Annotated in this window: 16 protein-coding genes and 1 pseudogene; 8 read left to right on the top strand and 9 right to left on the bottom strand. The window is 49.9% G+C overall.

The window, feature by feature from the left end; all coding sequences use genetic code 11:
• The 4 genes and pseudogenes from ACO6UX_RS07010 to ACO6UX_RS06995 all read left to right on the top strand — a co-directional run.
• On the top strand, positions 1-2,455 hold a 2,455-nt coding region (locus tag ACO6UX_RS07010), incomplete at its 5' end, for a hypothetical protein (RefSeq protein ID WP_422446119.1).
• A gap of 10 nt (positions 2,456-2,465) precedes the next feature.
• The gene (locus tag ACO6UX_RS07005; protein WP_422446116.1) at positions 2,466-3,092 is read left to right on the top strand and encodes a hypothetical protein; all 627 of its coding nucleotides are present in this window, start codon (positions 2,466-2,468) and stop codon (positions 3,090-3,092) included.
• A complete protein-coding gene (locus ACO6UX_RS07000; protein ID WP_422446115.1) occupies positions 3,040-5,010 on the top strand; it encodes a hypothetical protein in 1,971 nt (656 codons plus the stop codon). Before ACO6UX_RS07005 ends, ACO6UX_RS07000 begins: the two co-directional genes overlap by 53 nt.
• Positions 5,010-5,282, top strand: a pseudogene (locus tag ACO6UX_RS06995) (transposase domain-containing protein); the annotation flags it as partial. The gene ACO6UX_RS07000 and the pseudogene ACO6UX_RS06995, both read left to right, overlap by 1 nt.
• A 41-nt stretch (positions 5,283-5,323) precedes the next feature.
• Here ACO6UX_RS06995 and ACO6UX_RS06990 read toward each other — a convergent pair.
• Entirely contained in the window at positions 5,324-5,521 is a 198-nt protein-coding gene (locus ACO6UX_RS06990; RefSeq protein WP_422446112.1) for a hypothetical protein, read from the bottom strand.
• Here ACO6UX_RS06990 and ACO6UX_RS06985 point away from each other — a divergent pair.
• Together ACO6UX_RS06985 and ACO6UX_RS06980 are read left to right on the top strand one after the other, a co-directional pair.
• Positions 5,520-9,746, top strand: a complete 4,227-nt coding sequence (locus tag ACO6UX_RS06985) for a hypothetical protein (RefSeq protein ID WP_422446114.1) — start codon at positions 5,520-5,522, stop codon at positions 9,744-9,746. The genes ACO6UX_RS06990 and ACO6UX_RS06985 overlap by 2 nt on opposite strands.
• Before the next feature lie 32 nt (positions 9,747-9,778).
• Positions 9,779-10,018: a transposase domain-containing protein gene (locus ACO6UX_RS06980; RefSeq protein ID WP_422446165.1), complete on the top strand. Its 240-nt coding sequence runs from the start codon at positions 9,779-9,781 to the stop codon at positions 10,016-10,018.
• A gap of 41 nt (positions 10,019-10,059) precedes the next feature.
• Here ACO6UX_RS06980 and ACO6UX_RS06975 read toward each other — a convergent pair whose 3' ends face one another.
• Positions 10,060-10,257 (bottom strand): hypothetical protein, encoded by a 198-nt coding sequence (locus tag ACO6UX_RS06975; RefSeq protein WP_422446112.1) that lies wholly within the window; start codon positions 10,255-10,257, stop codon positions 10,060-10,062.
• On the opposite strand from ACO6UX_RS06975, the gene ACO6UX_RS06970 reads away from it, so the two are divergent.
• On the top strand, positions 10,256-14,377 hold the full coding sequence (locus ACO6UX_RS06970; RefSeq protein ID WP_422446110.1) for a hypothetical protein: 4,122 nt from the start codon (positions 10,256-10,258) through the stop codon (positions 14,375-14,377). The two genes, ACO6UX_RS06975 and ACO6UX_RS06970, sit on opposite strands and share 2 nt — an antisense overlap.
• A gap of 27 nt (positions 14,378-14,404) precedes the next feature.
• Here the strand turns inward: ACO6UX_RS06970 and ACO6UX_RS06965 are convergent, their stop codons facing one another.
• From ACO6UX_RS06965 to aroQ, 7 genes are all read right to left on the bottom strand, one after another.
• Positions 14,405-15,658, bottom strand: coding sequence for an MFS transporter (locus ACO6UX_RS06965; RefSeq protein WP_422446108.1), 1,254 nt, complete (start codon positions 15,656-15,658; stop codon positions 14,405-14,407).
• Positions 15,659-15,832: 174 nt separating this feature from the next.
• A complete protein-coding gene (locus tag ACO6UX_RS06960; protein WP_422446106.1) occupies positions 15,833-17,377 on the bottom strand; it encodes a hypothetical protein in 1,545 nt (514 codons plus the stop codon).
• Positions 17,367-18,440 (bottom strand): hypothetical protein, encoded by a 1,074-nt coding sequence (locus ACO6UX_RS06955; RefSeq protein WP_422446104.1) that lies wholly within the window; start codon positions 18,438-18,440, stop codon positions 17,367-17,369. Before ACO6UX_RS06955 ends, ACO6UX_RS06960 begins: the two co-directional genes overlap by 11 nt.
• 199 nt (positions 18,441-18,639) lie before the next feature.
• Positions 18,640-20,553 (bottom strand): hypothetical protein, encoded by a 1,914-nt coding sequence (locus tag ACO6UX_RS06950; protein WP_422446102.1) that lies wholly within the window; start codon positions 20,551-20,553, stop codon positions 18,640-18,642.
• A 30-nt stretch (positions 20,554-20,583) separates the two neighbouring features.
• Entirely contained in the window at positions 20,584-21,306 is a 723-nt protein-coding gene (locus tag ACO6UX_RS06945) for an epoxyqueuosine reductase QueH (RefSeq protein WP_422446100.1), read from the bottom strand.
• Positions 21,307-21,403: 97 nt separating this feature from the next.
• A complete protein-coding gene (locus ACO6UX_RS06940; RefSeq protein WP_422446098.1) occupies positions 21,404-22,651 on the bottom strand; it encodes a hypothetical protein in 1,248 nt (415 codons plus the stop codon).
• Positions 22,652-22,753: 102 nt separating this feature from the next.
• Positions 22,754-23,563, bottom strand: coding sequence for a gamma subclass chorismate mutase AroQ (aroQ, locus tag ACO6UX_RS06935; RefSeq protein ID WP_422446096.1), 810 nt, complete (start codon positions 23,561-23,563; stop codon positions 22,754-22,756).
• 192 nt (positions 23,564-23,755) lie between these two features.
• Between aroQ and ACO6UX_RS06930 the strand changes: the two genes are divergently transcribed.
• Positions 23,756-24,703 (top strand): 1-aminocyclopropane-1-carboxylate deaminase/D-cysteine desulfhydrase, encoded by a 948-nt coding sequence (locus ACO6UX_RS06930; protein WP_422446094.1) that lies wholly within the window; start codon positions 23,756-23,758, stop codon positions 24,701-24,703.
• Positions 24,704-24,716: the final 13 nt, after the last annotated feature.

Raw genomic sequence — 24,716 nt, 5'->3', positions numbered from 1 at the left:
CCTGGAACTTTACCGGGCTGACCAGGTCAATAGTTCTATTGTTGTCATCCCCAGACGATTCTCCAACTGGAAACAGGTAATCCCGGAAGAAACCATGCAGTCACCTTCCTCCTCAGTAACCGCAGACACGGCATCCCCGTTAACAGCCACTGAAGCCGGAAGGCACCAGCCAGCAAACAGCCGAAAACAAGAAAGAAAGCGATCCATGTCAGGTTACCAGGTGGAACAGACAACAACGGGCACTGGAACATTTCCACCGCATCAACTGCAATCTGAATCCGGGCCCATCCCACCCATAAAGCGCAGGCGTGTTACTGACAACAGCAGGAGGATTGTGTGTTCTGCAACTTCGCTACCTGCTAATCCGGAGCCAATGGAGACCGAACCGGCCATGCCTGCTGACGCAGCTTCCAGGCTTCCGGGAGTGATCAGTTCCCTATCAAGAAATCTACCAACAGTCAGCGACAACAGGCTATTAACTGGCAATGAACATACCTCAGCGATGGTGCAGGTCATGCCTGAACCAATGAAGGATGTACCGCTCACTACAGAAATTAACAGTGAAACATCAATTTCAGAATTTTCTGTAAGCCAGCAAAATGAACTGCGAACACATTTAAATAATCAAGAAATTCAAGCAATATTAACGAATGCCGGGACTCTTCTGAAAAACCTCAAAGACAGGAAAATCCAGTTAGCGCGAGACAGGGGAAAGCCGCCCGCACATTCCCTCTTTTCCAAGTTAAAAAACTTCAGCATTGTTAAAGATTCTCAGACTTTCACAGGCTATTTTGCCAAAGCCAACACGTTCTTTTTAGCTGTAAATCCCCAGCAGATTACCAATACCAGCTGCCTTACCAGCATGCTCAACTCGAAGACTCAGATAAAAAAGTTTGCAGAAGAAAGCGAGGAAAACATTCAGGCGGTTGCTGCTAACCCATGCTTGAAACAGATTGCCTCCATGTGTAATGGCAAAGGCTTGCCCGACAAAGCGAAGGTGGAAGCGCTCAAAGCGTGGGAGTGCTGGAAGGTGAACGGCGAATTCAGCCTGGAACTGCTGCGGGCCTTTTCCTCCATGTGTAATGGCAAAGGCTTGCCCGACAAAGCGAAGGTGGAAGCGTTCGTGGCGTGGGAGTGCTGGAAGGTGAACGGCGAATTCAGCCTGGAACTGCTGCGGGCCTTTTCCTCCATGTGTAATGGCAAAGGCTTGCCCGACAAAGCGAAGGTGGAAGCGTTCGTGGCGTGGGAGTGCTGGAAGGTGAACGGCGAATTCAGCCTGGAACTGCTGCGGGCCTTTTCCTCCATGATGAGCAGTAGGGGCTTGCCCGACAAAGCGAAGGTGGAAGCGCTCAAAGCGTGGGAGTGCTGGAAGGTGAACGGCGAATTCAGCCTGGAACTGCTGCGGGCCTTTTCCTCCATGTGTCATGGCAAAGGCTTGCCCGACAAAGCGAAGGTGGAAGCGTTCGTGGCGTGGGAGTGCTGGAAGGTGAACGGCGAATTCAGCCTGGAACTGCTGCGGGCCTTTTCCTCCATGTGTCATGGCAAAGGCTTGCCCGACAAAGCGAAGGTGGAAGCGTTCGTGGCGTGGGAGTGCTGGAAGGTGAACGGCGAATTCAGCCTGGAACTGCTGCGGGCCTTTTCCTCCATGTGTAATGGCAAAGGCTTGCCCGACAAAGCGAAGGTGGAAGCGCTCAAAGCGTGGGAGTGCTGGAAGGTGAACGGCGAATTCAGCCTGGAACTGCTGCGGGCCTTTTCCTCCATGATGAGCAGCAGGGGCTTGCCCGACAAAGCGAAGGTGGAAGCGTTCGTGGCGTGGGAGTGCTGGAAGGTGAACGGCGAATTCAGCCTGGAACTGCTGCGGGCCTTTTCCTCCATGTGTCATGAGCAAAGGGGCTTGCCCGACAAAGCGAAGGTGGAAGCGCTCAAAGCGTGGGAGTGCTGGAAGGTGAACGGCGAATTCAGCCTGGAACTGCTGCGGGCCTTTTCCTCCATGATGAGCAGTAGGGGCTTGCCCGACAAAGCGAAGGTGGAAGCGCTCAAAGCGTGGGAGTGCTGGAAGGTGAACGGCGAATTCAGCCTGGAACTGCTGCGGGCCTTTTCCTCCATGTGTAATGGCAAAGGCTTGCCCGACAAAGCGAAGGTGGAAGCGTTCGTGGCGTGGGAGTGCTGGAAGGTGAACGGCGAATTCAGCCTGGAACTGCTGCGGGCCTTTTCCTCCATGTGTCATGGCAAAGGCTTGCCCGACAAAGCGAAGGTGGAAGCGTTCGTGGCGTGGGAGTGCTGGAAGGTGAACGGCGAATTCAGCCTGGAACTGCTGCGGGCCTTTTCCTCCATGTGTAATGGCAAAGGCTTGCCCGACAAAGCGAAGGTGGAAGCGCTCAAAGCGTGGGAGTGCTGGAAGGTGAACGGCGAATTCAGCCTGGAACTGCTGCGGGCCTTTTCCTCCATGATGTAATGGCAAGGGCTTGCCCGACAAAGCGAAGGTGGAAGCGTTCGTGGCGTGGGAGTGCTGGAAGGTGAACGGCGAATTCAGCCTGGAACTGCTGCGGGCCTTTTCCTCCATGTGTAATGGCAAAGGCTTGCCCGACAAAGCGAAGGTGGAAGCGTTCGTGGCGTGGGAGTGCTGGAAGGTGAACGGCGAATTCAGCCTGGAACTGCTGCGGGCCTTTTCCTCCATGATGAGCAGTAGGGGCTTGCCCGACAAAGCGAAGGTGGAAGCGTTCGTGGCGTGGGAGTGCTGGAAGGTGAACGGCGAATTCAGCCTGGAACTGCTGCGGGCCTTTTCCTCCATGATGAGCAGTAGGGGCTTGCCCGACAAAGCGAAGGTGGAAGCGTTCGTGGCGTGGGAGTGCTGGAAGGTGAACGGCGAATTCAGCCTGGAACTGCTGCGGGCCTTTTCCTCCATGTATGATGGCAATAGGGGCTTGCCCGACAAAGCGAAGGTGGAAGCGTTCGTGGCGTGGGAGTGCTGGAAGGTGAACGGCGAATTCAGCCTGGAACTGCTGCGGGCCTTTTCCTCCATGTGTAATGAGCAAAGGCTTGCCCGACAAAGCGAAGGTGGAAGCGTTCGTTCAATGGCTACCCTCGGATGAAAATAAGAATATTCTGAAACTTTCTTGCCGAATATTTGCAAGTTTTGGTTTGCCCTCAGGAGAAAAACTGACTGAAAATGAGAAAACACTTCGCCAATGTCTTAATCAGCATGGTTGTACCACTGAACATGGCGACGACAATAGTGATGAAGATCTTTTAGAATCGAGTCAAATGAAAGCACTGGCTCTGTTCTTCTCCGGGCCCGCAAAATGGCGCATGAAAATTGCCGAATTCCAACAATATCTGGCTGCCCACAAGAGTCCTCGAAATGACAGAGTGGCTGTTCGTGCTGCGCTGAAATCATTGCTACCGATATTGGCTATCCATGGAGGAACTGGTATCCCGTTCTGGATTGAAAAATATCGTGAAAATCCACGCTGCAAAGGAGTACTCACTAAAGCATTATCCATTCCTGCACCACTGGCTTTAACAAAATTTGCACTAACGCAACTCCCTGAATCTGAGATGCAGGAATACCTTGAACTGTGCAGAAACCTGAAGCCAGCCCCAACTCAGGAACAGTGGTATGCATTAAAACCACTTTGCCAACAGCTTGGCCAGCGATTTGACTTCACGCAATCCAAACGCACGATGCTGGAGATTCTCTGGCAACAATCAGAAGATAACCGCTCAAAATACGCGGATAAGATGGATGAGCTATTCAAAACCTTGCCCACCATCTCACAGTGGCGCGGGTTACATCGGGTGCTTGGACAACACAAAATGCAGCAATTCATGGATGCCTGTCTTGACTATCAGGCTACACCTGAAACCGCTCCTGATGTCACGATTCAGCAACGGTTGCTGGCAGGAATGCTGCTCACCAACCACTCTCTACCTGAACAAGAGAAAATACCGGATCTTTGCTTTTCAAACCGAGCGTCAACAGATGATAAAAGAGGGGTGATGGTCGGTGGTGATCCCGCCATGTCGGGCCAGGAACGCCTGTGGCGCTTTATCACGGCCATGTTAATTGAGCTTGAACAAACAGAATATCAATTCAAGAATCAAAGACTAACCGTTTTGCCAGCCGATGGCGATCCGGTTGTACTCCAAAATCCAGAGTTTACCCCGAGAGATACCGGCTTTGTTATAAAGAACTGGACATTGCAACAGTTAACCGCCTTTTTCAAGGCAACCGAGTTCACAGAACAATGGTATAAAAAGCCTCAGGACAAGCGCGATCCCTATGCGATCAGGCTTGAGGCAAAATTAGCCCAAATGAAAGCGAGAACCAAAGAGCCCAAGAAAGCCGAGCCTAAAAAAATACCACACCTGGTGGCACCCTCTCTGATTATCAGTCTAATCAATTGCAATAAACCATTAAAGCCTGCGGTCTGGTCATCTCTTGAACACTATGCCAGCAGCGGCCAGCTAAACGCCCGTTTATGCACGGCACTCAGCCCGGTTATCAAAGATGATAAAGACGGCATGGTTCCAGACCTCGTTAAGAAAGCGGTGGTTGCAAAGTTGGAACAGATTGAGGCAGCAAAAACGCCAGTAGTAACATCAATCCCTCAGCAAGGACTTCCAGCAAGGGCAAGCATACCAACTCAAGGGAACCAGGTTTCCAACAGTCGCATTCAAGGGCCGCTATCTGACTTTGACGCGGCAATGGAAGCTCTGGATCGTTTTCGCGAATTGGGAAATGCAGAACTTGAACTGCTGGAACCCCACCGAAGCCGAATGACTTATGTTGAATTAAGCACTGCTATCTGCAAAATGAGCTACGCAGTGGATTCAGAAACACGGAAAGAATGGAATGAAGCCAGCGAGAAAAGGAGAAGAGACCCACTTGGGCTTGATGAAATAGTGGAATGGGATTTGGATTCATTGGCGACATTGGATTCATTGGCGACAGAGTCAGAACTGGTCAACAACGATGACTGGATGGAAGAGTTCCTACAAGGGCTGTGATATGCATTAAGAATGCCATTCGCCCCTTGACTGTGGGACGCCGCAACTGGCTGTTTGCCGATACCCCTGATGGTGCCCGGGCCAGCGCCATTTATTACAGCCTGATCGAAAGTGCCAAAGACAATGGACTGGAGCCTTTCGAGTACATTTGTTACGTACTGGAGGAACTGCCGTATGCGGATACGGTTGAGAAGCTGGAAGCACTCCTGCCCTGGAATGTAAAAGTCAGCGGTGCGCTATCCCGTAACACATCTCACAGCCAGACTGCCTGACAAAACAGGTCAGCCTTGCCTGATACCGGCTGCCTGGAACTTTACCGGGCTGACCAGGTCAATAGTTCGATTGTTGTCATCCCCAGACGATTCTCCAACTGGAAACAGGTAATCCCCGAAGAAACCATGCAGTCACCTTCCTCCTCAGTAACCGCAGACACGGCATCCCCGTTAACATCCACTGAAGCCGGAAGGCACCAGCCAGCAAACAGCCGAAAACAAGAAAGAAAGCGATCCATGTCAGGTTACCAGGTGGAACAGACAACAACGGGCACTGGAACATTTCCACCGCATCAACTGCAATCTGAATCCGGGCCCATCCCATCCATAAAGCGCAGGCGTGTTACTGACAACAGCAGGAGTATTGTGTGTTCTGCAACTTCGCTACCTGCTAATCCGGAGCCAATGGAGACCGAACCGGCCATGCCTGCTGACGCAGCTTCCAGGCTTCCGGGAGTGATCAGTTTCCTATCAAGAAATCTACCAACAGTCAGCGACAACAGGCTATTAACTGGCAATGAACATACCTCAGCGATGGTGCAGGTCATGCCTGAACCAATGAAGGATGTACCGCTCACTACAGAAATTAACAGTGGAACATCAATTTCAGAATTTTCTGTAAGCCAGCAAAATGAACTGCGAACACATTTAAATAATCAAGAAATTCAAGCAATATTAACGAATGCCGGGACTCTTCTGAAAAACCTCAAAGACAGGAAAATCCAGTTAGCGCGAGACAGGGGAAAGCCGCCCGCACATTCCCTCTTTTCCAAGTTAAAAAACTTCAGCATTGTTAAAGATTCTCAGACTTTCAAAGGCTATTTTGCCAAGGCCAACACGTTCTTTTTAGCTGTAAATCCCCAGCAGATTACCAATACCAGCTGCCTTACCAGCATGCTCAACTCGAAGACTCAGATAAAAAAGTTTGCAGAAGAAAGCGAGGAAAACATTCAGGCGGTTGCTGCTAACCCATGCTTGAAACAGATTGCCTCCATGTGTAATGGCAAAGGCTTGCCCGACAAAGCGAAGGTGGAAGCGTTCGTGGCGTGGGAGTGCTGGAAGGTGAACGGCGAATTCAGCCTGGAACTGCTGCGGGCCTTTTCCTCCATGTGTAATGGCAAAGGCTTGCCCGACAAAGCGAAGGTGGAAGCGTTCGTGGCGTGGGAGTGCTGGAAGGTGAACGGCGAATTCAGCCTGGAACTGCTGCGGGCCTTTTCCTCCATGATGAGCAGCAGGGGCTTGCCCGACAAAGCGAAGGTGGAAGCGTTCGTGGCGTGGGAGTGCTGGAAGGTGAACGGCGAATTCAGCCTGGAACTGCTGCGGGCCTTTTCCTCCATGATGAGCAGTAGGGGCTTGCCCGACAAAGCGAAGGTGGAAGCGCTCAAAGCGTGGGAGTGCTGGAAGGTGAACGGCGAATTCAGCCTGGAACTGCTGCGGGCCTTTTCCTCCATGTGTCATGGCAAAGGCTTGCCCGACAAAGCGAAGGTGGAAGCGTTCGTGGCGTGGGAGTGCTGGAAGGTGAACGGCGAATTCAGCCTGGAACTGCTGCGGGCCTTTTCCTCCATGTGTCATGGCAAAGGCTTGCCCGACAAAGCGAAGGTGGAAGCGTTCGTGGCGTGGGAGTGCTGGAAGGTGAACGGCGAATTCAGCCTGGAACTGCTGCGGGCCTTTTCCTCCATGATGAGCAGCAGGGGCTTGCCCGACAAAGCGAAGGTGGAAGCGCTCAAGGCGTGGGAGTGCTGGAAGGTGAACGGCGAATTCAGCCTGGAACTGCTGCGGGCCTTTTCCTCCATGATGAGCAGCAGGGGCTTGCCCGACAAAGCGAAGGTGGAAGCGCTCAAAGCGTGGGAGTGCTGGAAGGTGAACGGCGAATTCAGCCTGGAACTGCTGCGGGCCTTTTCCTCCATGTGTCATGGCAAAGGCTTGCCCGACAAAGCGAAGGTGGAAGCGCTCAAAGCGTGGGAGTGCTGGAAGGTGAACGGCGAATTCAGCCTGGAACTGCTGCGGGCCTTTTCCTCCATGTGTAATGGCAAAGGCTTGCCCGACAAAGCGAAGGTGGAAGCGCTCAAAGCGTGGGAGTGCTGGAAGGTGAACGGCGAATTCAGCCTGGAACTGCTGCGGGCCTTTTCCTCCATGTGTAATGGCAAAGGCTTGCCCGACAAAGCGAAGGTGGAAGCGCTCAAAGCGTGGGAGTGCTGGAAGGTGAACGGCGAATTCAGCCTGGAACTGCTGCGGGCCTTTTCCTCCATGTGTAATGGCAAAGGCTTGCCCGACAAAGCGAAGGTGGAAGCGCTCGTGGCGTGGGAGTGCTGGAAGGTGAACGGCGAATTCAGCCTGGAACTGCTGCGGGCCTTTTCCTCCATGTGTAATGGCAAAGGCTTGCCCGACAAAGCGAAGGTGGAAGCGTTCGTGGCGTGGGAGTGCTGGAAGGTGAACGGCGAATTCAGCCTGGAACTGCTGCGGGCCTTTTCCTCCATGTGTAATGGCAAAGGCTTGCCCGACAAAGCGAAGGTGGAAGCGTTCGTTCAATGGCTACCCTCGGATGAAAATAAGAATATTCTGAAACTTTCTTGCCGAATATTTGCAAGTTTTGGTTTGCCCTCAGGAGAAAAACTGACTGAAAATGAGAAAACACTTCGCCAATGTCTTAATCAGCATGGTTGTACCACTGAACATGGCGACGACAATAGTGATGAAGATCTTTTAGAATCGAGTCAAATGAAAGCACTGGCTCTGTTCTTCTCCGGGCCCGCAACATGGCGCATGAAAATTGCCGAATTCCAACAATATCTGGCTGCCCACAAGAGTCCTCGAAATGACAGAGTGGCTGTTCGTGCTGCGCTGAAATCATTGCTACCGATATTGGCTATCCATGGAGGAACTGGTATCCAGTTCTGGATTGAAAAATATCGTGAAAATCCACGCTGCAAAGGAGTACTCACTAAGGCATTATCCATTCCTGCACCACTGGCTTTAACAAAATTTGCACTAACGCAACTCCCTGAATCTGAGATGCAGGAATACCTTGAACTGTGCAGAAACCTGAAGCCAGCCCCAACTCAGGAACAGTGGTATGCATTAAAACCACTTTGCCAACAGCTTGGCCAGCGATTTGACTTCACGCAATCTAAACGCACGATGCTGGAGATTCTCTGGCAACAATCAGAAGATAACCGCTCAAAATACGCGGATAAGATGGATGAGCTATTCAAAACCTTGCCCACCATCTCACAGTGGCGCGGGTTACATCGGGTGCTTGGACAACACAAAATGCAGCAATTCATGGATGCCTGTCTTGACTATCAGGCTACACCTGAAACCGCTCCTGATGTCACGATTCAGCAACGGTTGCTGGCAGGAATGCTGCTCACAAACCACTCTCTACCTGAACAAGAGAAAATACCGGATCTCTGCTTTTCAAACCGAGTGTCAACAGATGATAAAAGAGGGGTGATGGTCGGTGGTGATCCCGCCATGTCGGGCCAGGAACGCCTGTGGCGCTTTATCACGGCCATGTTAATTGAGCTTGAACAAACAGAATATCAATTCAAGAATCAAAGACTAACCGTTTTGCCAGCCGATGGCGATCCGGTTGTACTCCAAAATCCAGAGTTTACCCTCAGAGATACCGGCTTTGTTATAAAGAACTGGACATTGCAACAGTTAACCGCCTTTTTCAAGGCAACCGAGTTCACAGAACAATGGTATAAAAAGCCTCAGGACAAGCGCGATCCCTATGCGATCAGGCTTGAGGCAAAATTAGCCCAAATGAAAGCGAGAACCAAAGAGCCCAAGAAAGCCGAGCCTAAAAAAATACCACACCTGGTGGCACCCTCTCTGATTATCAGTCTAATCAATTGCAATAAACCATTAAAGCCTGCGGTCTGGTCATCTCTTGAACACTATGCCAGCAGCGGCCAGCTAAACGCCCGTTTATGCACGGCACTCAGCCCGGTTATCAAAGATGATAAAGACGGCATGGTTCCAGACCTCGTTAAGAAAGCGGTGGTTGCAAAGTTGGAACAGATTGAGGCAGCAAAAACGCCAGTAGTAACATCAATCCCTCAGCAAGGACTTCCAGCAGGGGCAAGCATACCAACTCAAGGGAACCAGGTTTCCAACAGTCGCATTCAAGGGCCGCTACCTGACTTTGACGCGGCAATGGAAGCTCTGGATCATTTTCGCGAATTGGGAAATGCAGAACTTGAACTGCTGGAACCCCACCGAAGCCGAATGACTTATGTTGAATTAAGCACTGCTATCTGCAAAATGAGCTACGCAGTGGATTCAGAAACACGGAAAGAATGGAATGAAGCCAGCGAGAAAAGGAGAAGAGACCCACTTGGGCTTGATGAAATAGTGGAATGGGATTTGGATTCATTGGCGACATTGGATTCATTGGCGACAGAGTCAGAACTGGTCAACAACGATGACTGGATGGAAGAGTTCCTACAAGGGCTGTGATATGCATTAAGAATGCCATTCACCGCTTGACTGTGGGACGCCGCAACTGGCTGTTTGCCGATACCCCTGATGGCACCCGGGCCAGCGCCATTTATTACAGCCTGATCGAAAGTGCCAAAGACAATGGACTGGAGCCTTTCGAGTACATTTGTTACGTACTGGAGGAACTGCCGTATGCGGATACGGTTGAGAAGCTGGAAGCACTCCTGCCCTGGAATGTAAAAGTCAGCGGTGCGCTATCCCGTAACACATCTCACAGCCAGACTGCCTGACAAAACAGGTCAGCCTTGCCTGATACCGGCTGCCTGGAACTTTACCGGGCTGACCAGGTCAATAGTTCGATTGTTGTCATCCCCAGACGATTCTCCAACTGGAAACAGGTAATCCCCGAAGAAACCATGCAGTCACCTTCCTCCTCAGTAACCGCAGACACGGCATCCCCGTTAACATCCACTGAAGCCGGAAGGCACCAGCCAGCAAACAGCCGAAAACAAGAAAGAAAGCGATCCATGTCAGGTTACCAGGTGGAACAGACAACAACGGGCACTGGAACATTTCCACCGCATCAACTGCAATCTGAATCCGGGCCCATCCCATCCATAAAGCGCAGGCGTGTTACTGACAACAGCAGGAGTATTGTGTGTTCTGCAACTTCGCTACCTGCTAATCCGGAGCCAATGGAGACCGAACCGGCCATGCCTGCTGACGCAGCTTCCAGGCTTCCGGGAGTGATCAGTTTCCTATCAAGAAATCTACCAACAGTCAGCGACAACAGGCTATTAACTGGCAATGAACATACCTCAGCGATGGTGCAGGTCATGCCTGAACCAATGAAGGATGTACCGCTCACTACAGAAATTAACAGTGGAACATCAATTTCAGAATTTTCTGTAAGCCAGCAAAATGAACTGCGAACACATTTAAATAATCAAGAAATTCAAGCAATATTAACGAATGCCGGGACTCTTCTGAAAAACCTCAAAGACAGGAAAATCCAGTTAGCGCGAGACAGGGGAAAGCCGCCCGCACATTCCCTCTTTTCCAAGTTAAAAAACTTCAGCATTGTTAAAGATTCTCAGACTTTCAAAGGCTATTTTGCCAAGGCCAACACGTTCTTTTTAGCTGTAAATCCCCAGCAGATTACAAATACCAGCTGCCTTACCAGCATGCTCAACTCGAAGACTCAGATAAAAAAGTTTGCAGAAGAAAGCGAGGAAAACATTCAGGCGGTTGCTGCTAACCCATGCTTGAAACAGATTGCCTCCATGTGTAATGGCAAAGGCTTGCCCGACAAAGCGAAGGTGGAAGCGTTCGTGGCGTGGGAGTGCTGGAAGGTGAACGGCGAATTCAGCCTGGAACTGCTGCGGGCCTTTTCCTCCATGTGTAATGGCAAAGGCTTGCCCGACAAAGCGAAGGTGGAAGCGTTCGTGGCGTGGGAGTGCTGGAAGGTGAACGGCGAATTCAGCCTGGAACTGCTGCGGGCCTTTTCCTCCATGTGTCATGGCAAAGGCTTGCCCGACAAAGCGAAGGTGGAAGCGTTCGTGGCGTGGGAGTGCTGGAAGGTGAACGGCGAATTCAGCCTGGAACTGCTGCGGGCCTTTTCCTCCATGTGTAATGGCAAAGGCTTGCCCGACAAAGCGAAGGTGGAAGCGCTCAAAGCGTGGGAGTGCTGGAAGGTGAACGGCGAATTCAGCCTGGAACTGCTGCGGGCCTTTTCCTCCATGTGTCATGGCAAAGGCTTGCCCGACAAAGCGAAGGTGGAAGCGTTCGTGGCGTGGGAGTGCTGGAAGGTGAACGGCGAATTCAGCCTGGAACTGCTGCGGGCCTTTTCCTCCATGTGTAATGGCAAAGGCTTGCCCGACAAAGCGAAGGTGGAAGCGCTCAAAGCGTGGGAGTGCTGGAAGGTGAACGGCGAATTCAGCCTGGAACTGCTGCGGGCCTTTTCCTCCATGATGAGCAACAGGGGCTTGCCCGAGAAAGCGAAGGTGGAAGCGTTCGTGGCGTGGGAGTGCTGGAAGGTGAACGGCGAATTCAGCCTGGAACTGCTGCGGGCCTTTTCCTCCATGTGTAATGGCAAAGGCATGCCCGACAAAGCGAAGGTGGAAGCGCTCAAAGCGTGGGAGTGCTGGAAGGTGAACGACGAATTCAGCCTGGAACTGCTGCGGGCCTTTTCCTCCATGTGTCATAGCAAAGGCTTGCCCGACAGAGCGAAGGTGGAAGCGCTCAAAGCGTGGGAGTGCTGGAAGGTGAACGGCGAATTCAGCCTGGAACTGCTGCGGGCCTTTTCTTCCATGTGTCAAGGCAAAGGCTTGCCCGACAAAGCGAAGGTGGAAGCGTTCGTGGCGTGGGAGTGCTGGAAGGTGAACGGCGAATTCAGCCTGGAACTGCTGCGGACCTTTTCCTCCATGTGTCATGGCAAAGGCTTGCCCGACAGAGCGAAGGTGGAAGCGTTCGTGGCGTGGGAGTGCTGGAAGGTGAACGGCGAATTCAGCCTGGGACTGCTGCGGGTCTTTTCCTCCATGATGAGCAGTAGGGGCTTGCCCGACAAAGCGAAGGTGGAAGCGTTCGTGGCGTGGCAGTGCTGGAAGGTGAACGGCGAATTCAGCCTGGAACTGCTGCGGGCCTTTTCCTCCATGATGAGCAGTAGGGGCTTGCCCGACAAAGCGAAGGTGGAAGCGTTCGTTCAATGGCTACCCTCGGATGAAAATAAGAATATTCTGAAACTTTCTTGCCGAATATTTGCAAGTTTTGGTTTGCCCTCAGGAGAAAAACTGACTGAAAATGAGAAAACACTTCGCCAATGTCTTAATCAGCATGGTTGTACCACTGAACATGGAGACGACAATAGTGATGAAGATCTTTTAGAATCGAGTCAAATGAAAGCACTGGCTCTGTTCTTCTCCGGGCCCGCAACATGGCGCATGAAAATTGCCGAATTCCAACAATATCTGGCTGCCCACAAGAGTCCTCGAAATGACAGAGTGGCTGTTCGTGCTGCGCTGAAATCATTGCTACCGATATTGGCTATCCATGGAGGAACTGGTCTCCAGTTCTGGATTGAAAAATATCGTGAAAATCCAGGCTGCAAAGGAGTACTCACTAAGGCATTAGCCATTCCTGCACCACTGGCTTTAACAAAATTTGCACTAACGCAACTCCCTGAATCTGAGAGGCAGGAATACCTTGAACTTTGCAGAAACCTGAAGCCAGCCCCAACTCAGGAACAGTGGTATGCATTAAAACCACTTTGCCAACAGCTTGGCCAGCGATTTGACTTCACGCAATCTAAACGCACGATGCTGGAGATTCTCTGGCAACAATCAGAAGATAACCGCTCAAAATACGCGGATAAGATGGATGAGCTATTCAAAACCTTGCCCACCATCTCACAGTGGCGCGGGTTACATCGGGTGCTTGGACAACACAAAATGCAGCAATTCATGGATGCCTGTCTTGACTATCAGGCTACACCTGAAACCGCTCCTGATGTCACGATTCAGCAACGGTTGCTGGAAGGAATGCTGCTCACAAACCACTCTCTACCTGAACAAGAGAAAATACCGGATCTCTGCTTTTCAAACCGAGCGTCAACAGATGATAAAAGAGGGGTGATGGTCGGTGGTGATCCCGCCATGTCGGGCCAGGAACGCCTGTGGCGCTTTATCACGGCCATGTTAATTGAGCTTGAACAAACAGAATATCAATTCAAGAATCAAAGACTAACCGTTTTGCCAGGCGATGGCGATCCGGTTGTACTCCAAAATCCAGAGTTTACCCTCAGAGATACCGGCTTTGTTATAAAGAACTGGACATTGCAACAGTTAACCGCCTTTTTCAAGGCAACCGAGTTCACAGAACAATGGTATAAAAAGCCTCAGGACAAGCGCGATCTCTATGCGATCAGGCTTGAGGCAAAATTAGCCCAAATGAAAGCGAGAACCAAAGAGCCCAAGAAAGCCAAGCCGAAAAAAATACCACACCTGGTGGCACCCTCTCTGATTATCAGTCTAATCAATTGCAATAAACCATTAAAGCCTGCGGTCTGGTCATCTCTTGAACACTATGCCAGCAGCGGCCAGCTAAACGTCCGTTTATGCACGGCACTCAGCCCGGTTATCAAAGATGATAAAGACGGCATTGTTCCAGACCTCGTTAAGAAAGCGGTGGTTGCAAAGTTGGAACAGATTGAGGCAGCAAAAACGCCAGTAGTAACATCAATCCCTCTGCAAGGACTTCCAGCAGGGGCAAGCATACCAACTCAAGGGAACCAGGTTGCCAACAGTCGCATTCAAGGGCCGCTATCTGACTTTGACGCGGCAATGGAAGCTCTGGATCGTTTTCGCGAATTGGGAAATGCAGAACTTGAACTGCTGGAACCCCACCGAAGCCGAATGACTTATGTTGAATTAAGCACTGCTATCTGCAAAATGAGCTACGCAGTGGATTCAGAAACACGGAAAGAATGGAATGAAGCCAGCGAGAAAAGGAGAAGAGACCCACTTGGGCTTGATGAAATAGTGGAATGGGATTTGGATTCATGGGCGACATTGGATTCATTGGCGACAGAGTCAAAACTGGTCAACAACGATGACTGGATGGAAGAGTTCCTACAAGGGCTATGTTGTGTTTAAGGGTTGAAAGTGATTAAAGGCAGTTCCTCAGCATGCCGGTTTAGCCGTATCTTCGCTTTCCAGGAACTCCTCGGCATCAGAACGCGGGTCAATCTGCGCAACAATGGGTGTTGTTCGGGGTACTGGAATAAAGTGCTGCTCTTCGCTGGTGTAGATCGCAGGACGGTAAGCCATCCGAATCAGGAAGAAAAGACCGGTAACGCCCATCACAGTGATGAAATACAGCATCAGGCCTTCAGGAATATGGCTCATAAACAGTGAAGCGAAGATCGGGCCGATACACGAACCAAGGCTGTAGGCCAGCAGAAGTCCCTGGGTGCCGGCAACAATATCATCCGGGTGCATATGATCACAGCCGTGGCTGATGGCCAGTGGATAGAGCGTGAAGGTAGCGCCGCCAAACAGAAACAGTGCTGGATAATACAGCCAGCTCTCGTGGGAACTGAGGATCAGGGCAAAGCAAATAGCACAGCCAGCCAGGGCAACCAGAATCAACATTTTACGCCGATCGATAATATCGGACAGGTAGCCCACTGGAAACTGCAGTGCCATGCCGCCAATCATGGTGATGGCCAGAAAGAGCGCTACGGTGTGATCATCACTGCCGCTGAGATCGGCCAGGTAGATGGGCAGCATTGAATACAAACCACCCAGTACCAGGCCACCGGCAAAACAGCCGAGTACTCCGGAGGGTGTCAGTTCAAACAGCTTTCTGAATCCCAGGGTAGAAGCCTCTTCAATTTCCGGTGTCGGGATTCGGGTCATGGCTGGTGGGAAGATCGATAATGACAGCAGAATCCCGATCAGGATAAACGGCATCAGACTACTGCTATCCAGGAAGCCGACAAATAGCTGTCCGATAGCGTTGGCACCATAGAGTGACACCATGTAGAAAGACAGCACTCTGCCCCGGTTGGCGCTGTCGCTTTCACAGAGCAGCCATGACTCAACCACAACAAATATGCCCGCCACCGCCATGCCATTAAGGAAGCGCAGTACCAGCCAGCTGGTGGTATTCTCCGACAGTGCCAGGCTCAGTACGGTGGCACAGAGCAACGCCATAAAGCAGGCAAACGAGCGAATATGACCTACCCGGCAAACAATACTTTCTGAGCGAAATGACCCGGCCAGTAATCCCAGATAGTAGGCGGTACCCATAAGGCCGGCCAGAAAGTCATTGCCATCTGTCGCATTGATTCTCAGGGGAATCAGAGTCGTCAGGTATCCGCTGGCCAAAGCGAAAATAAACATGCCTGACAGTGGCGCAACAAAACTTATCATAGTTTGTAGCCCGATAACGGTGTTAACCAAATGAGCGATCTATTCCGGGTTTTATCGGCCTGACAGGAAAGCGGAATAGAGCAGCTCGACGGGATTGCAGATGTTCTCAGAAACAAACGGGTTAAGATAATACTATGGTTCAGAATCCGTTATTTTGAGGAACTCTGCAACTGATCAAAGCACTGTACATGCCCACCCCGCTGGTGCATTCTCATGGGCGCCAGGCTTCAATATCTTCTTTGGCACCAGCATTGGCCATTCTTTCAGGCGGCCATTGTCGGTGAAGTAGGGGCGCTTCTCGCCGACCACGGTGATACCACGTTTCTTCAGTACTTTCCGGGCTTCCTCCGAAGCCAGCGTTTCCTGCGTCAAGGTGCCCGGATTCATCCGTATACCTTCACTCTTCAGCCGCTGCACCTCTTGCGCCAGTGCCTGTTGCGTTGCCGGGCTTAGCAGTGATGGGTCATGTTCGTACTGCATCTTTTCCAGCAGCGTCATTCCCGCCGGAATCGCCACCTGCCGCAGATCATACCAGCTGTTATGAATACCATAAGTGACCCCTTTGTGCTGATCAGCCTTGCAGGCCCGGTGGCTGGGGTCTGAACAGACAATAATGCCAGCCTCGCGGGCTATTTTGCGCCGAACATTGTCATTAATAATCTGGTTCATTCTCTGCATTGGCTCAGTTGTCAATTCAAAGTTTTCAGAGATCCCGGAGCCGCCATGGTCATTCAGACCATAGACTTTGGTGTAGTCTTTTTTGCGATGATCCTGAAGTCGCGTGGTTATCCGCGCCAGATCAGCCGCACCGTGCATGGCGGCTTCCAGGTGACGTTGGAATTCACTCTTGTTGCCAGACTCGGAGGCAAACTCGCCAGTCAGCTTCGCTGGTAAATCAAGACGTGCAGCATCAAAGCCCGGGGGCTCAGTCACCGTGAATCCGGGAAAATCAGCCCCGACCCCAAAACAACGGATAATGTCCAGTCGATCCGCAAAGCGTAATATACGCAGATACCAGCGCACAGGGTCAGGCAGGTTCTGCTCGTCTTTACCCCTGTTATCGTTTTCCTTGCTGACCATCGCCTGGGCCATATTACCCAGCAGCGGTTCAGGGTAGTGCCCGGTCAGGTCCCGTATGAAATAGCCCGCAGACCTTGTTTCTTCCGCTGATTTGTCGACATCTTCGGCAGCGGCATCATGGTAGATAATCGCCAGTGCCAGAAGTTCTTTTTCTATTTTTTCCAGGCGACGCAGCTGAAATTTTTCCAGCAATTCCATATACCAGAGCCCATTATTCCTGGCCCGCAGAACATGACTGCAGCTGTGCAGCGGTTTCCACACGGTTGGCATGGTCTGTCTGCCAAGGCTCTTGATCACCCGTTCCGGTCCCGGGCGGCGGTAATAATGCTGCAACACCGTCAGGATGGTTTTTTCATTATCACCGACATGATCAGGCAGGACCGGCGGTTCGCTGAAAGCGTTCACCACAAACTGTAACGCTGTGGGTGTCTCAGCTGCCAATGATGTTGGCGATGCGCCGGAATCGTTCTGATGGAGCGATTGTTTCAGGCGTGCATTTTCACGCTGAGCCCTCTGGACATACGTTGGCCAATTCCGGTACAGAGGATATGTTTCCCGTTGCTCCCATAGATTATCAAGCCATTTGATAAAATCATTTGGAGAAAAATCATCAACAAGCATCCTGTCTTCACGATTCAAAACTTCCTTTATGAAAAAAAGGCTGGTGGATTGGCAAACCACTCTGTTTTAATCCCAGAAGTTTCTCGTAACTGTAAACACGGGGATCACTCACCAGCTGGATGGCCTGTTGCAATTTGTGCTCAACATCTGGTGAGACGGTTAATTCCGAGCTCAGTGCCTGTGTCCGCAGAGACATTGGCAGCAGATTTAACATGGCTCTGAAATTTTCTGGGGGTATGCCCTGTGAAATCGCAAAATAATCCAGAGAATCCTCATTCGTGGCCAGGTGTTTACTGTCCAGCTCACCATCAAAATAGACCTGAACAGAACCTGTTCGGTGGCAATAAACAACCAGCGGCAATGATTCAAGCTCCAATGCCTCCTCACACTGACGCTTGTGCCGCAGGGTCTCGGCAATATTTATCTGTGCATCAAGGTATACAACGAAGCATTTGATGTCTTCTTTGCCATATTTGGTGAGCACCAGTTCCGGGTAATCCAGTTCAGGGGTGTCATTGCCGGGTTTTAATTTTGGTAAACTGAACGTTCCATCCTTTTGCAGATGTCCCGAGGTGAAACGATGAGGATACGCTCTCCAGGTGACTTGTTCGCCATGCTCTCGACGTCTATGAAACATTGTTGGCAGATCAGGCAGTAGCTTTGCTCGCAGTTGTGCCGGAGTCAAGCCAGGCTCCAGCAGCAGACGTTGAGTAAAAGCATCACATTTATAGACATACAGGCATTGTGGATCAACAATGCCTACCATCCATTGGCGATACCTCTTTGGTATGGGCTTGGTGGGCATCATTCCCCCCGGCAGGACGAGGGAGAAGGGTCTTGGTGACCCCTTACCTGAAAAGTACTGTTTTTCTGTATTTAAATAAATTCGCCGAAACGCCAGACGCCCACTCCTGGCGGCCCACTGTAGCACTTGTCGCTCAGGCTCCCTGGGATGAGGGGGTCGCCGCTTGCAGCTCGATTTGTCGGCGGTCCATTGGCCAGAGGCTGTTACGGACTGGGTGTCAGACTTTGGTTGAGGGTACAGGCTTGCGTAATTCCCTGTTCCGTAGTCAACATCCATGGCAATACTCCATTAAAACTTGTCCTTCATGAGAGTAATTGGTTGGTGAAAAGTTCCATCACGGCCCTATGGATCAGGCTTCTCTATCTTTCCAACGGTGTCATAACCGATTGAATTGGCTGAACAGGCCAACGAGTTAAGGAATGGAGCGAGTGGTAATTATGCGACAACTTCTAACCACAGAATTGACAGCAAACAATCAGTCAGACATCCGTAGTTCAGTGATCTTCGCTGTGTTACCGCCATGGATGGTCAACACATGGCCATTGATGCTAAAGGTGGCTGATATGATTGCACTATGATGGGAAGTGGTGGCTTTTTCTTCCCATGATCCATCGCTGTTCAGACCATAAACTTTCACTGTTCCATCGAAACTGGCAGTGACCACATGGCGGCCATCGACGCTAAAGGTTGCTAATCTAATATCGTTACCATTGGAGATGACGGCTTTTTCTCTCCATGATCCATTGTTCGTCAGGCCATAGATTTTCACCGTGCGATCTATGCTGCAGGTGATGACATGACGGCTATCGGGGCTGAATGTGGCATAGTAGACACTTTTGTTATGGGTAATGATGTTTTTTTCTTCCCATGATCCATCGTTCTTTTTGCTATAGATTTTCGCTTTGCCATCCGCACTGGCGGTCACCACATGGCGGCTATCGGCGCTGAATTTGGCTGAGTAGACTGTCTTGTCATGGGAAATGATGGCTTTTGCTTTCCATGATCCGTCTTTATCCTGGCCAGAGATTATCACCTTGCCATCGTTACTGGAGGTCATTAAAAAACAGCGACTATCGGGGCTGAATTTGACTGAGTTAACCTTTCCATTGCGGGAAATGATGGCTTTTTTTTCCCATGATCCATCGGCATCCAGTCTATGGATTGTTGCACTGCCCTTTTTTCTGGTGATCACCACATGGCGACTATCAGAGCTGAAGGTGACCGAGACAAAATGGGAAATAATGGCTATTTCCAGCCATGACCCATCGTCCTTCCTGGCATGGATTTTCGCCTTGCTATCCATGCTGGCGGTCACCACATAGCGGCTATCGGGGCTGAAGCTGGCTGTGTAGAGAAGGTCATCATGTGGAATGATGGCTTCTTCTGCCCATGACCCATCGTCTGTCAGGCCATAGATTTTTGCCCTCTTATCCCAACTGATGGTTACTACATAGCGACTATCTTTGCTGAAGGTGGCAAAATCGACCGTATCATCATGGGAAATAGTGGCTTTTTCTTCCCATGATCGTTCGTCCTTCTTGCCATAGATTTTCGCTGTGCCGTCGTTACTGTAGGTCAACACATGGCGGCTATCGGGGCTGAAGGTGGCTGAGCGTACCCAGTGACTGTGGGAAATAGTGGCTTTTTCTTCCCATGTTTGTTCGTCCTTCTTGCCATAAATTTTCGCATTGCCATCCATACTTGCGGTCACTACATAGCGGCTATTGGCACTGAAGGTGATTGATCTGACTTGCTTATCATGGGAGATAGTGCTTTTTGCTACCCATGATTCATCGCTCTCCTGGCCATAGATTTTACAGGCTCCAGAGTCACAGGCGATCACCAGGTGGCGTCCATCGGCGCTGAAGGCAGCTAAGTCCTTTAAACTATGACAGGGGATGCTGGCTAAAGTCTCTAATTTAAATGCTTTACATTGACACATCAGTTTAGTGAGAGTGGAAAAGAACAGAGCAGGAAAATAAAAACACGCCTGGCGATCCATAATTGACTTGACTAATGCCTTATCCTTTGTAAAACGGCTCAACCAATTCTCGAGTTGACCTTTATTTTTTGCAGTGAGGATTGTTTCCGTAATGGCCAGGTGTGATGAGGCAATCTGGCGATACCACGCCCTTATCATTGATGCATCTTTTTTGAGCGTGTTGTAAATGCATGAATTCACCTGTGTTAAACGGGCAATATCACGAGTCTGCAAATAGGTATAAATTTTGGCTTGTATTTCAAAGGGTAAATCGAGCAATAACGAAAGCTCATCCTTGTCACGAACAATGGCGTCCCTACGCGTGCTGATACCACTTCGTGTCCCATATTGAGATTGAACTGGTGTTGATGAAAGTGCATGACCGGAACTACTTTTTATGCAATCCATAAATAGTCGACATTATTTGGCGGATGGTTTTCACGAAGATTTAGCGATAATAGCACAGTCCTCTTTCCCGTCCTGCGCATTGTTACTCTGGCCGTAAAAATTCACCAGCCTTTTTATCCGGTTGCGTCCCTGGGCCATTCGGTAGCGGTTGGTGTCTCTCAGGCTGTATACGCAACCGCAGTATTCTTGTTGATAGAACGCTTCCCGTTTGGACAGCTCAATCATTCTCTGGCTGCCCCCCTGTTTACGCCAGTTGTAAGTCCAGTAGGAAACACCGGGGTAGTGCCCGGCAGAGCGGATGCCGCAGTCATTGATCTGTTCCATGTTCTTCCAGCGTGAAATACCCAGTGTGCTGGAGATCACCGTAAAGTGGTGTTCATAAGCATAAAGGGCGGTTCGTTCAAAGCGCATATCAAAACAGACAGTGCAGCGTTTGCCCCGTTCCGGCTCATTTTCCAGGCCCCGGGTGCGGGCAAACCAGTTGTCGGTATCATAATCAGCATCAATAAACGGAATATTGAGTTTGTCACAGAACCGTTTGTTTTCATCCTTGCGCAGCCGGTACTCCTCAGCCGGGTGGATGTTCGGGTTGTAAAAGAATACGGTCTGCTCAATACCCGATGCCTGAATCGCTTCCATCACTTCACCGGCGCAGGGGGCACAGCAGGAATGCAGCAGGATTTTTTCAGCACCATCAGGAATATTCAGAACAGGACGTTGATAATTTTCCAGGGAGAGAGGGGTGTTTTTCATGGCAGCCATACCAGTCTGACAGGTAGAGTGTTTACACAACCGGTAAGCATAGCAAAATATTGTCGTAAACCTGCTATCCAGCAGCAGAACCGATGGTTTAATCGCTCCTATTGGTAAACAGCATTTGTAATGCCCCCTGATGAGCCTCAAATAATTGATGGTAGTTTTGACAAAAGGCGTCTTCATTCGGTTCCACCAGTACCTCAATGGAAGGCGCTATACCTTTTGCCCAACCGGGTAGGTAGTACCCTTTGGCAGCACACAGTGCATGAATGATCATTTCTACAGTACCACCGGGTCCTCTGGCCGTTGGTGCCAAGTGCACATACCACCAGTGAATGCGAGGGATTACCGAAAGGTCGCCAGCCATCGCCTGATCAATTAAACCCTGAACATGCTGTAACCCCGGATTCAGTTGATCAGGATCCGTATGGATAATTAAAGCAGAGCGCTTATTCTTGCCAACATAATGCAAATAACAGTCACCAAAAAAATATTCAATTCCATAATTCTTGATTCTGGGGCTGGTCACTATTTGGGTTAGATAAACCTTATTCTCTCCTGCATTACCCACAACCACGCCATAATGTATATGATCAATTTCAAGGGGGTTTAGTTTATATTTGTCAGAGATGTGCTTGATAAACCTTTCTCCTGCCTTGGTTATGTGATTGATAAAGGATTTATTATAGGTCAGTTCAACCGCACGTTGTTTAGCACAGGAATAAGTAGAGTCTAGTGGGGTGTGGGTACAAATGGGATAATTACTCACTAATTGCAGATTATTACGAAGAAGGCCAAATTCTTCAGCACAGTCATTATTTCTGGTAATCTCAATGTGTTTACGAGTATTAATTGCTTTCTTAATTAACTCTTCAGCAGTGATTGTTCTTTTAATAATACTGTCTTTTACCCGATCAACAAATAATCTGAATTCTGAGTTAAAAACATCTGGATCACCATATGGAAGCCAATTATCTCTTTTAACCAGATGATTGGAATTTTCCGGCGGAATCATCAAAGGTGACAGCAATTGTTCATTTTTTACTGGCAAAACCTCAGTTTCTGGCGTTTTTTCAGGGATCTTGCTGGACTGCAGAGGATGGTCCAGGGGATTTTCCAGCCTTTTATCAGCAGTTACTGCTATTTTCCTAAGTGCGCCATTATCGGCTTGAGTGCATTGTTCAGGGGAATTACCGGTGGCATGCTGGATATTGACCATTAAATTTCGATTCGATAACTGTTTTACCGGTATTTTCTGATGTTCAACCGATGATGGCTGAGGGGGCAATAAAGATGACTTTGTCTGACTTGCAATAGGGGGGGGATGATTAATTGTGTTCACAACTTTGAATCCTTTGTTTTAGTGGTTATAAAAAATTTTCTGGATTTCAAGTCATCTTCGGCTTAAAAAATTCTTTTAATGTAAGCTGTCAATCAATCAGTTTTAAATCACACGTATCCTCTGAAGACATTCAAACATTTTTTCTTTGTCGTCTTCGGACAGGTGCGTTGCATTTACTAACCTGACAAAGTCTTGCTGCATGTTATTATCAAACTTTCCTCCATTGTAAAGATATGCGCTGATTTGACTCACGATCTGTTTACCAAGCTCTATCAGCCTGGGCCTGACCTCAGAATCCAGGTCACGGTATTTTTTATTTGCTGGCCTGGCAGAAGACCATTGATCAATATACCCCTGTTGAATAGCCTTGGCCGCATTCATCTGTGCCTGAAAAAAATGTTTCATGGAATTCGAGTCTAAACCAGCATTTTCAGCATCAGACATGGCCTTCTTAAGCACCATTTTTTCTCTGGTTAAATCTTCAACAGCCCGATTCTCCGTGCCCTTGAATAAGGCTACATCTTCCATATAAGTCAGCCGCTGGTTGATTAACTCAAAGATGCCATGTAATTGCTGATTTTTGCCCGGTAAAACCTCAGTTACTGGTGTTGTTTCAGGGGGGGTATCGGGCTGTAGAGTAAAGCCTGTAGAATTTACCAGCCTGTTTTGTTCAGTTATTGCAACTTTTTGAAACGTGCCATCACTGGCTTGGGCACATTGTTCCGGAGAATGCTTGATATTTACCATTAAATCTGGATCTGTTAGCGGTTTTACCGGTTTTTTTTTATCTTCAACCGATGATGGCGGAGGATATTCGGAATTTGTCGGACTTTTCGTAGTGGATGCTTGATTAACCGGGTTCACAGATTCGAGTCCTTTGTTTAAGGGATGTAATAATTTTCTTTGATTCAAACCATTTTCAGGCTATCAGCAATACAGCTTAACAGGAGCTATCAATCAACAAACTAACTATGTTGTCAGTAACTCTAACGGACTGTCATTTATGAGGCAGGTTTCGGCGCACATTCAGTGAGATAAGCAGAATGAGCAAGCAGCAGTGCACAAGGCAGGAAATGGCTGGATTTTCATCGGTGGGGCAGGAATATGGTATTCGAATCTATTGAGCAATTGGCCAGGCGGGTTCCTGTTCAGCCAGTGGATACCGGGTGGCTATATGAACTGGGCGTATCCCTGGATATTTTGCGCCTGGATCAACTTGACCCCGAGATCAGCGGTAACAAGTGGTACAAGCTGAAACACAATCTTATTACCGCGCAGCAGGAGGGCAAATCGGCCATTCTCAGCTTTGGTGGTGCCTGGTCCAATCATATTCATGCACTGGCTGCGGCGGGTCATCGGTTTGGCATGCCAACCATTGGCGTTATCAGGGGAGAGCCGGGGGAATCTCTGTCAGCAACCTTGACCGATGCGGTTAACTGGGGAATGCAATTACACTACCTGTCCAGAAGTGATTATCGTCGAAAGAATGAAGCCGTCTTTGTTAACCATCTTTTGCATCAATCAGGTTTGTCAGCCCGGGATGTGCATGTTGTACCGGAAGGCGGGAGTAATGTGTCCGGTGTGCAGGGTTGCCGCGAAATTCTGGCCGCAGGGGGCATCACTGCGGGGAGCTATGATGAGATCTGGCTGGCTTGTGGCACGGGGGCCACGCTGTCAGGGGTGGCGCTGGCTGCGGCAACAGAGATGCCACAGACGCAGGTGACCGGTGTCGCCGTCCTTAAAGGAGGCGATTTTCTGCGCGGTGATATTCATCACTACACCGGGCAGGCATTGGCTAACTGGACACTGTTGACGGACTATCATCATGGCGGTTACGCTCGCACTACCGAGGCGTTGCTGTCGTTTATCAAATCCTTTGAGATGGAGACGGCAATCCCTCTGGATCCGGTATACACCGGCAAGGTCATGTTTGCCATTCGGCATTCACTGGCGGAAAACCTGAAGCAAGGCCTTCCCTGCCGGGGCAGACGGCTGTTAATGGTTCATACCGGAGGGCTTCAGGGGCGGCGCGGAATTGATATAAAAATATAAGAGCAATGGTGCA

Origin of the sequence: Endozoicomonas sp. ALB091, from assembly GCF_049310265.1 — a bacterium.
In the GTDB taxonomy this organism is placed as follows: Bacteria; Pseudomonadota; Gammaproteobacteria; order Pseudomonadales; family Endozoicomonadaceae; genus Endozoicomonas.
This window is presented reverse-complemented; position numbering and strand designations above follow the sequence as displayed.

What these genes read in the sequence shown, in the direction of transcription:
- ACO6UX_RS06970 (WP_422446110.1), top strand. Translation starts at nt 10,256, where the DNA reads ATGTCAGGTTACCAGGTGGAACAGACAACAACGGGCACTGGAACATTT.
- ACO6UX_RS06930 (WP_422446094.1), top strand. Translation starts at nt 23,756, where the DNA reads ATGGTATTCGAATCTATTGAGCAATTGGCCAGGCGGGTTCCTGTTCAG.
- ACO6UX_RS06990 (WP_422446112.1), bottom strand. Translation starts at nt 5,521, where the DNA reads ATGGATCGCTTTCTTTCTTGTTTTCGGCTGTTTGCTGGCTGGTGCCTT.
- ACO6UX_RS06955 (WP_422446104.1), bottom strand. Translation starts at nt 18,440, where the DNA reads ATGGATGTTGACTACGGAACAGGGAATTACGCAAGCCTGTACCCTCAA.
- ACO6UX_RS06975 (WP_422446112.1), bottom strand. Translation starts at nt 10,257, where the DNA reads ATGGATCGCTTTCTTTCTTGTTTTCGGCTGTTTGCTGGCTGGTGCCTT.
- ACO6UX_RS06950 (WP_422446102.1), bottom strand. Translation starts at nt 20,553, where the DNA reads ATGGATTGCATAAAAAGTAGTTCCGGTCATGCACTTTCATCAACACCA.
- ACO6UX_RS06965 (WP_422446108.1), bottom strand. Translation starts at nt 15,658, where the DNA reads ATGATAAGTTTTGTTGCGCCACTGTCAGGCATGTTTATTTTCGCTTTG.
- ACO6UX_RS06945 (WP_422446100.1), bottom strand. Translation starts at nt 21,306, where the DNA reads ATGAAAAACACCCCTCTCTCCCTGGAAAATTATCAACGTCCTGTTCTG.
- ACO6UX_RS06985 (WP_422446114.1), top strand. Translation starts at nt 5,520, where the DNA reads ATGTCAGGTTACCAGGTGGAACAGACAACAACGGGCACTGGAACATTT.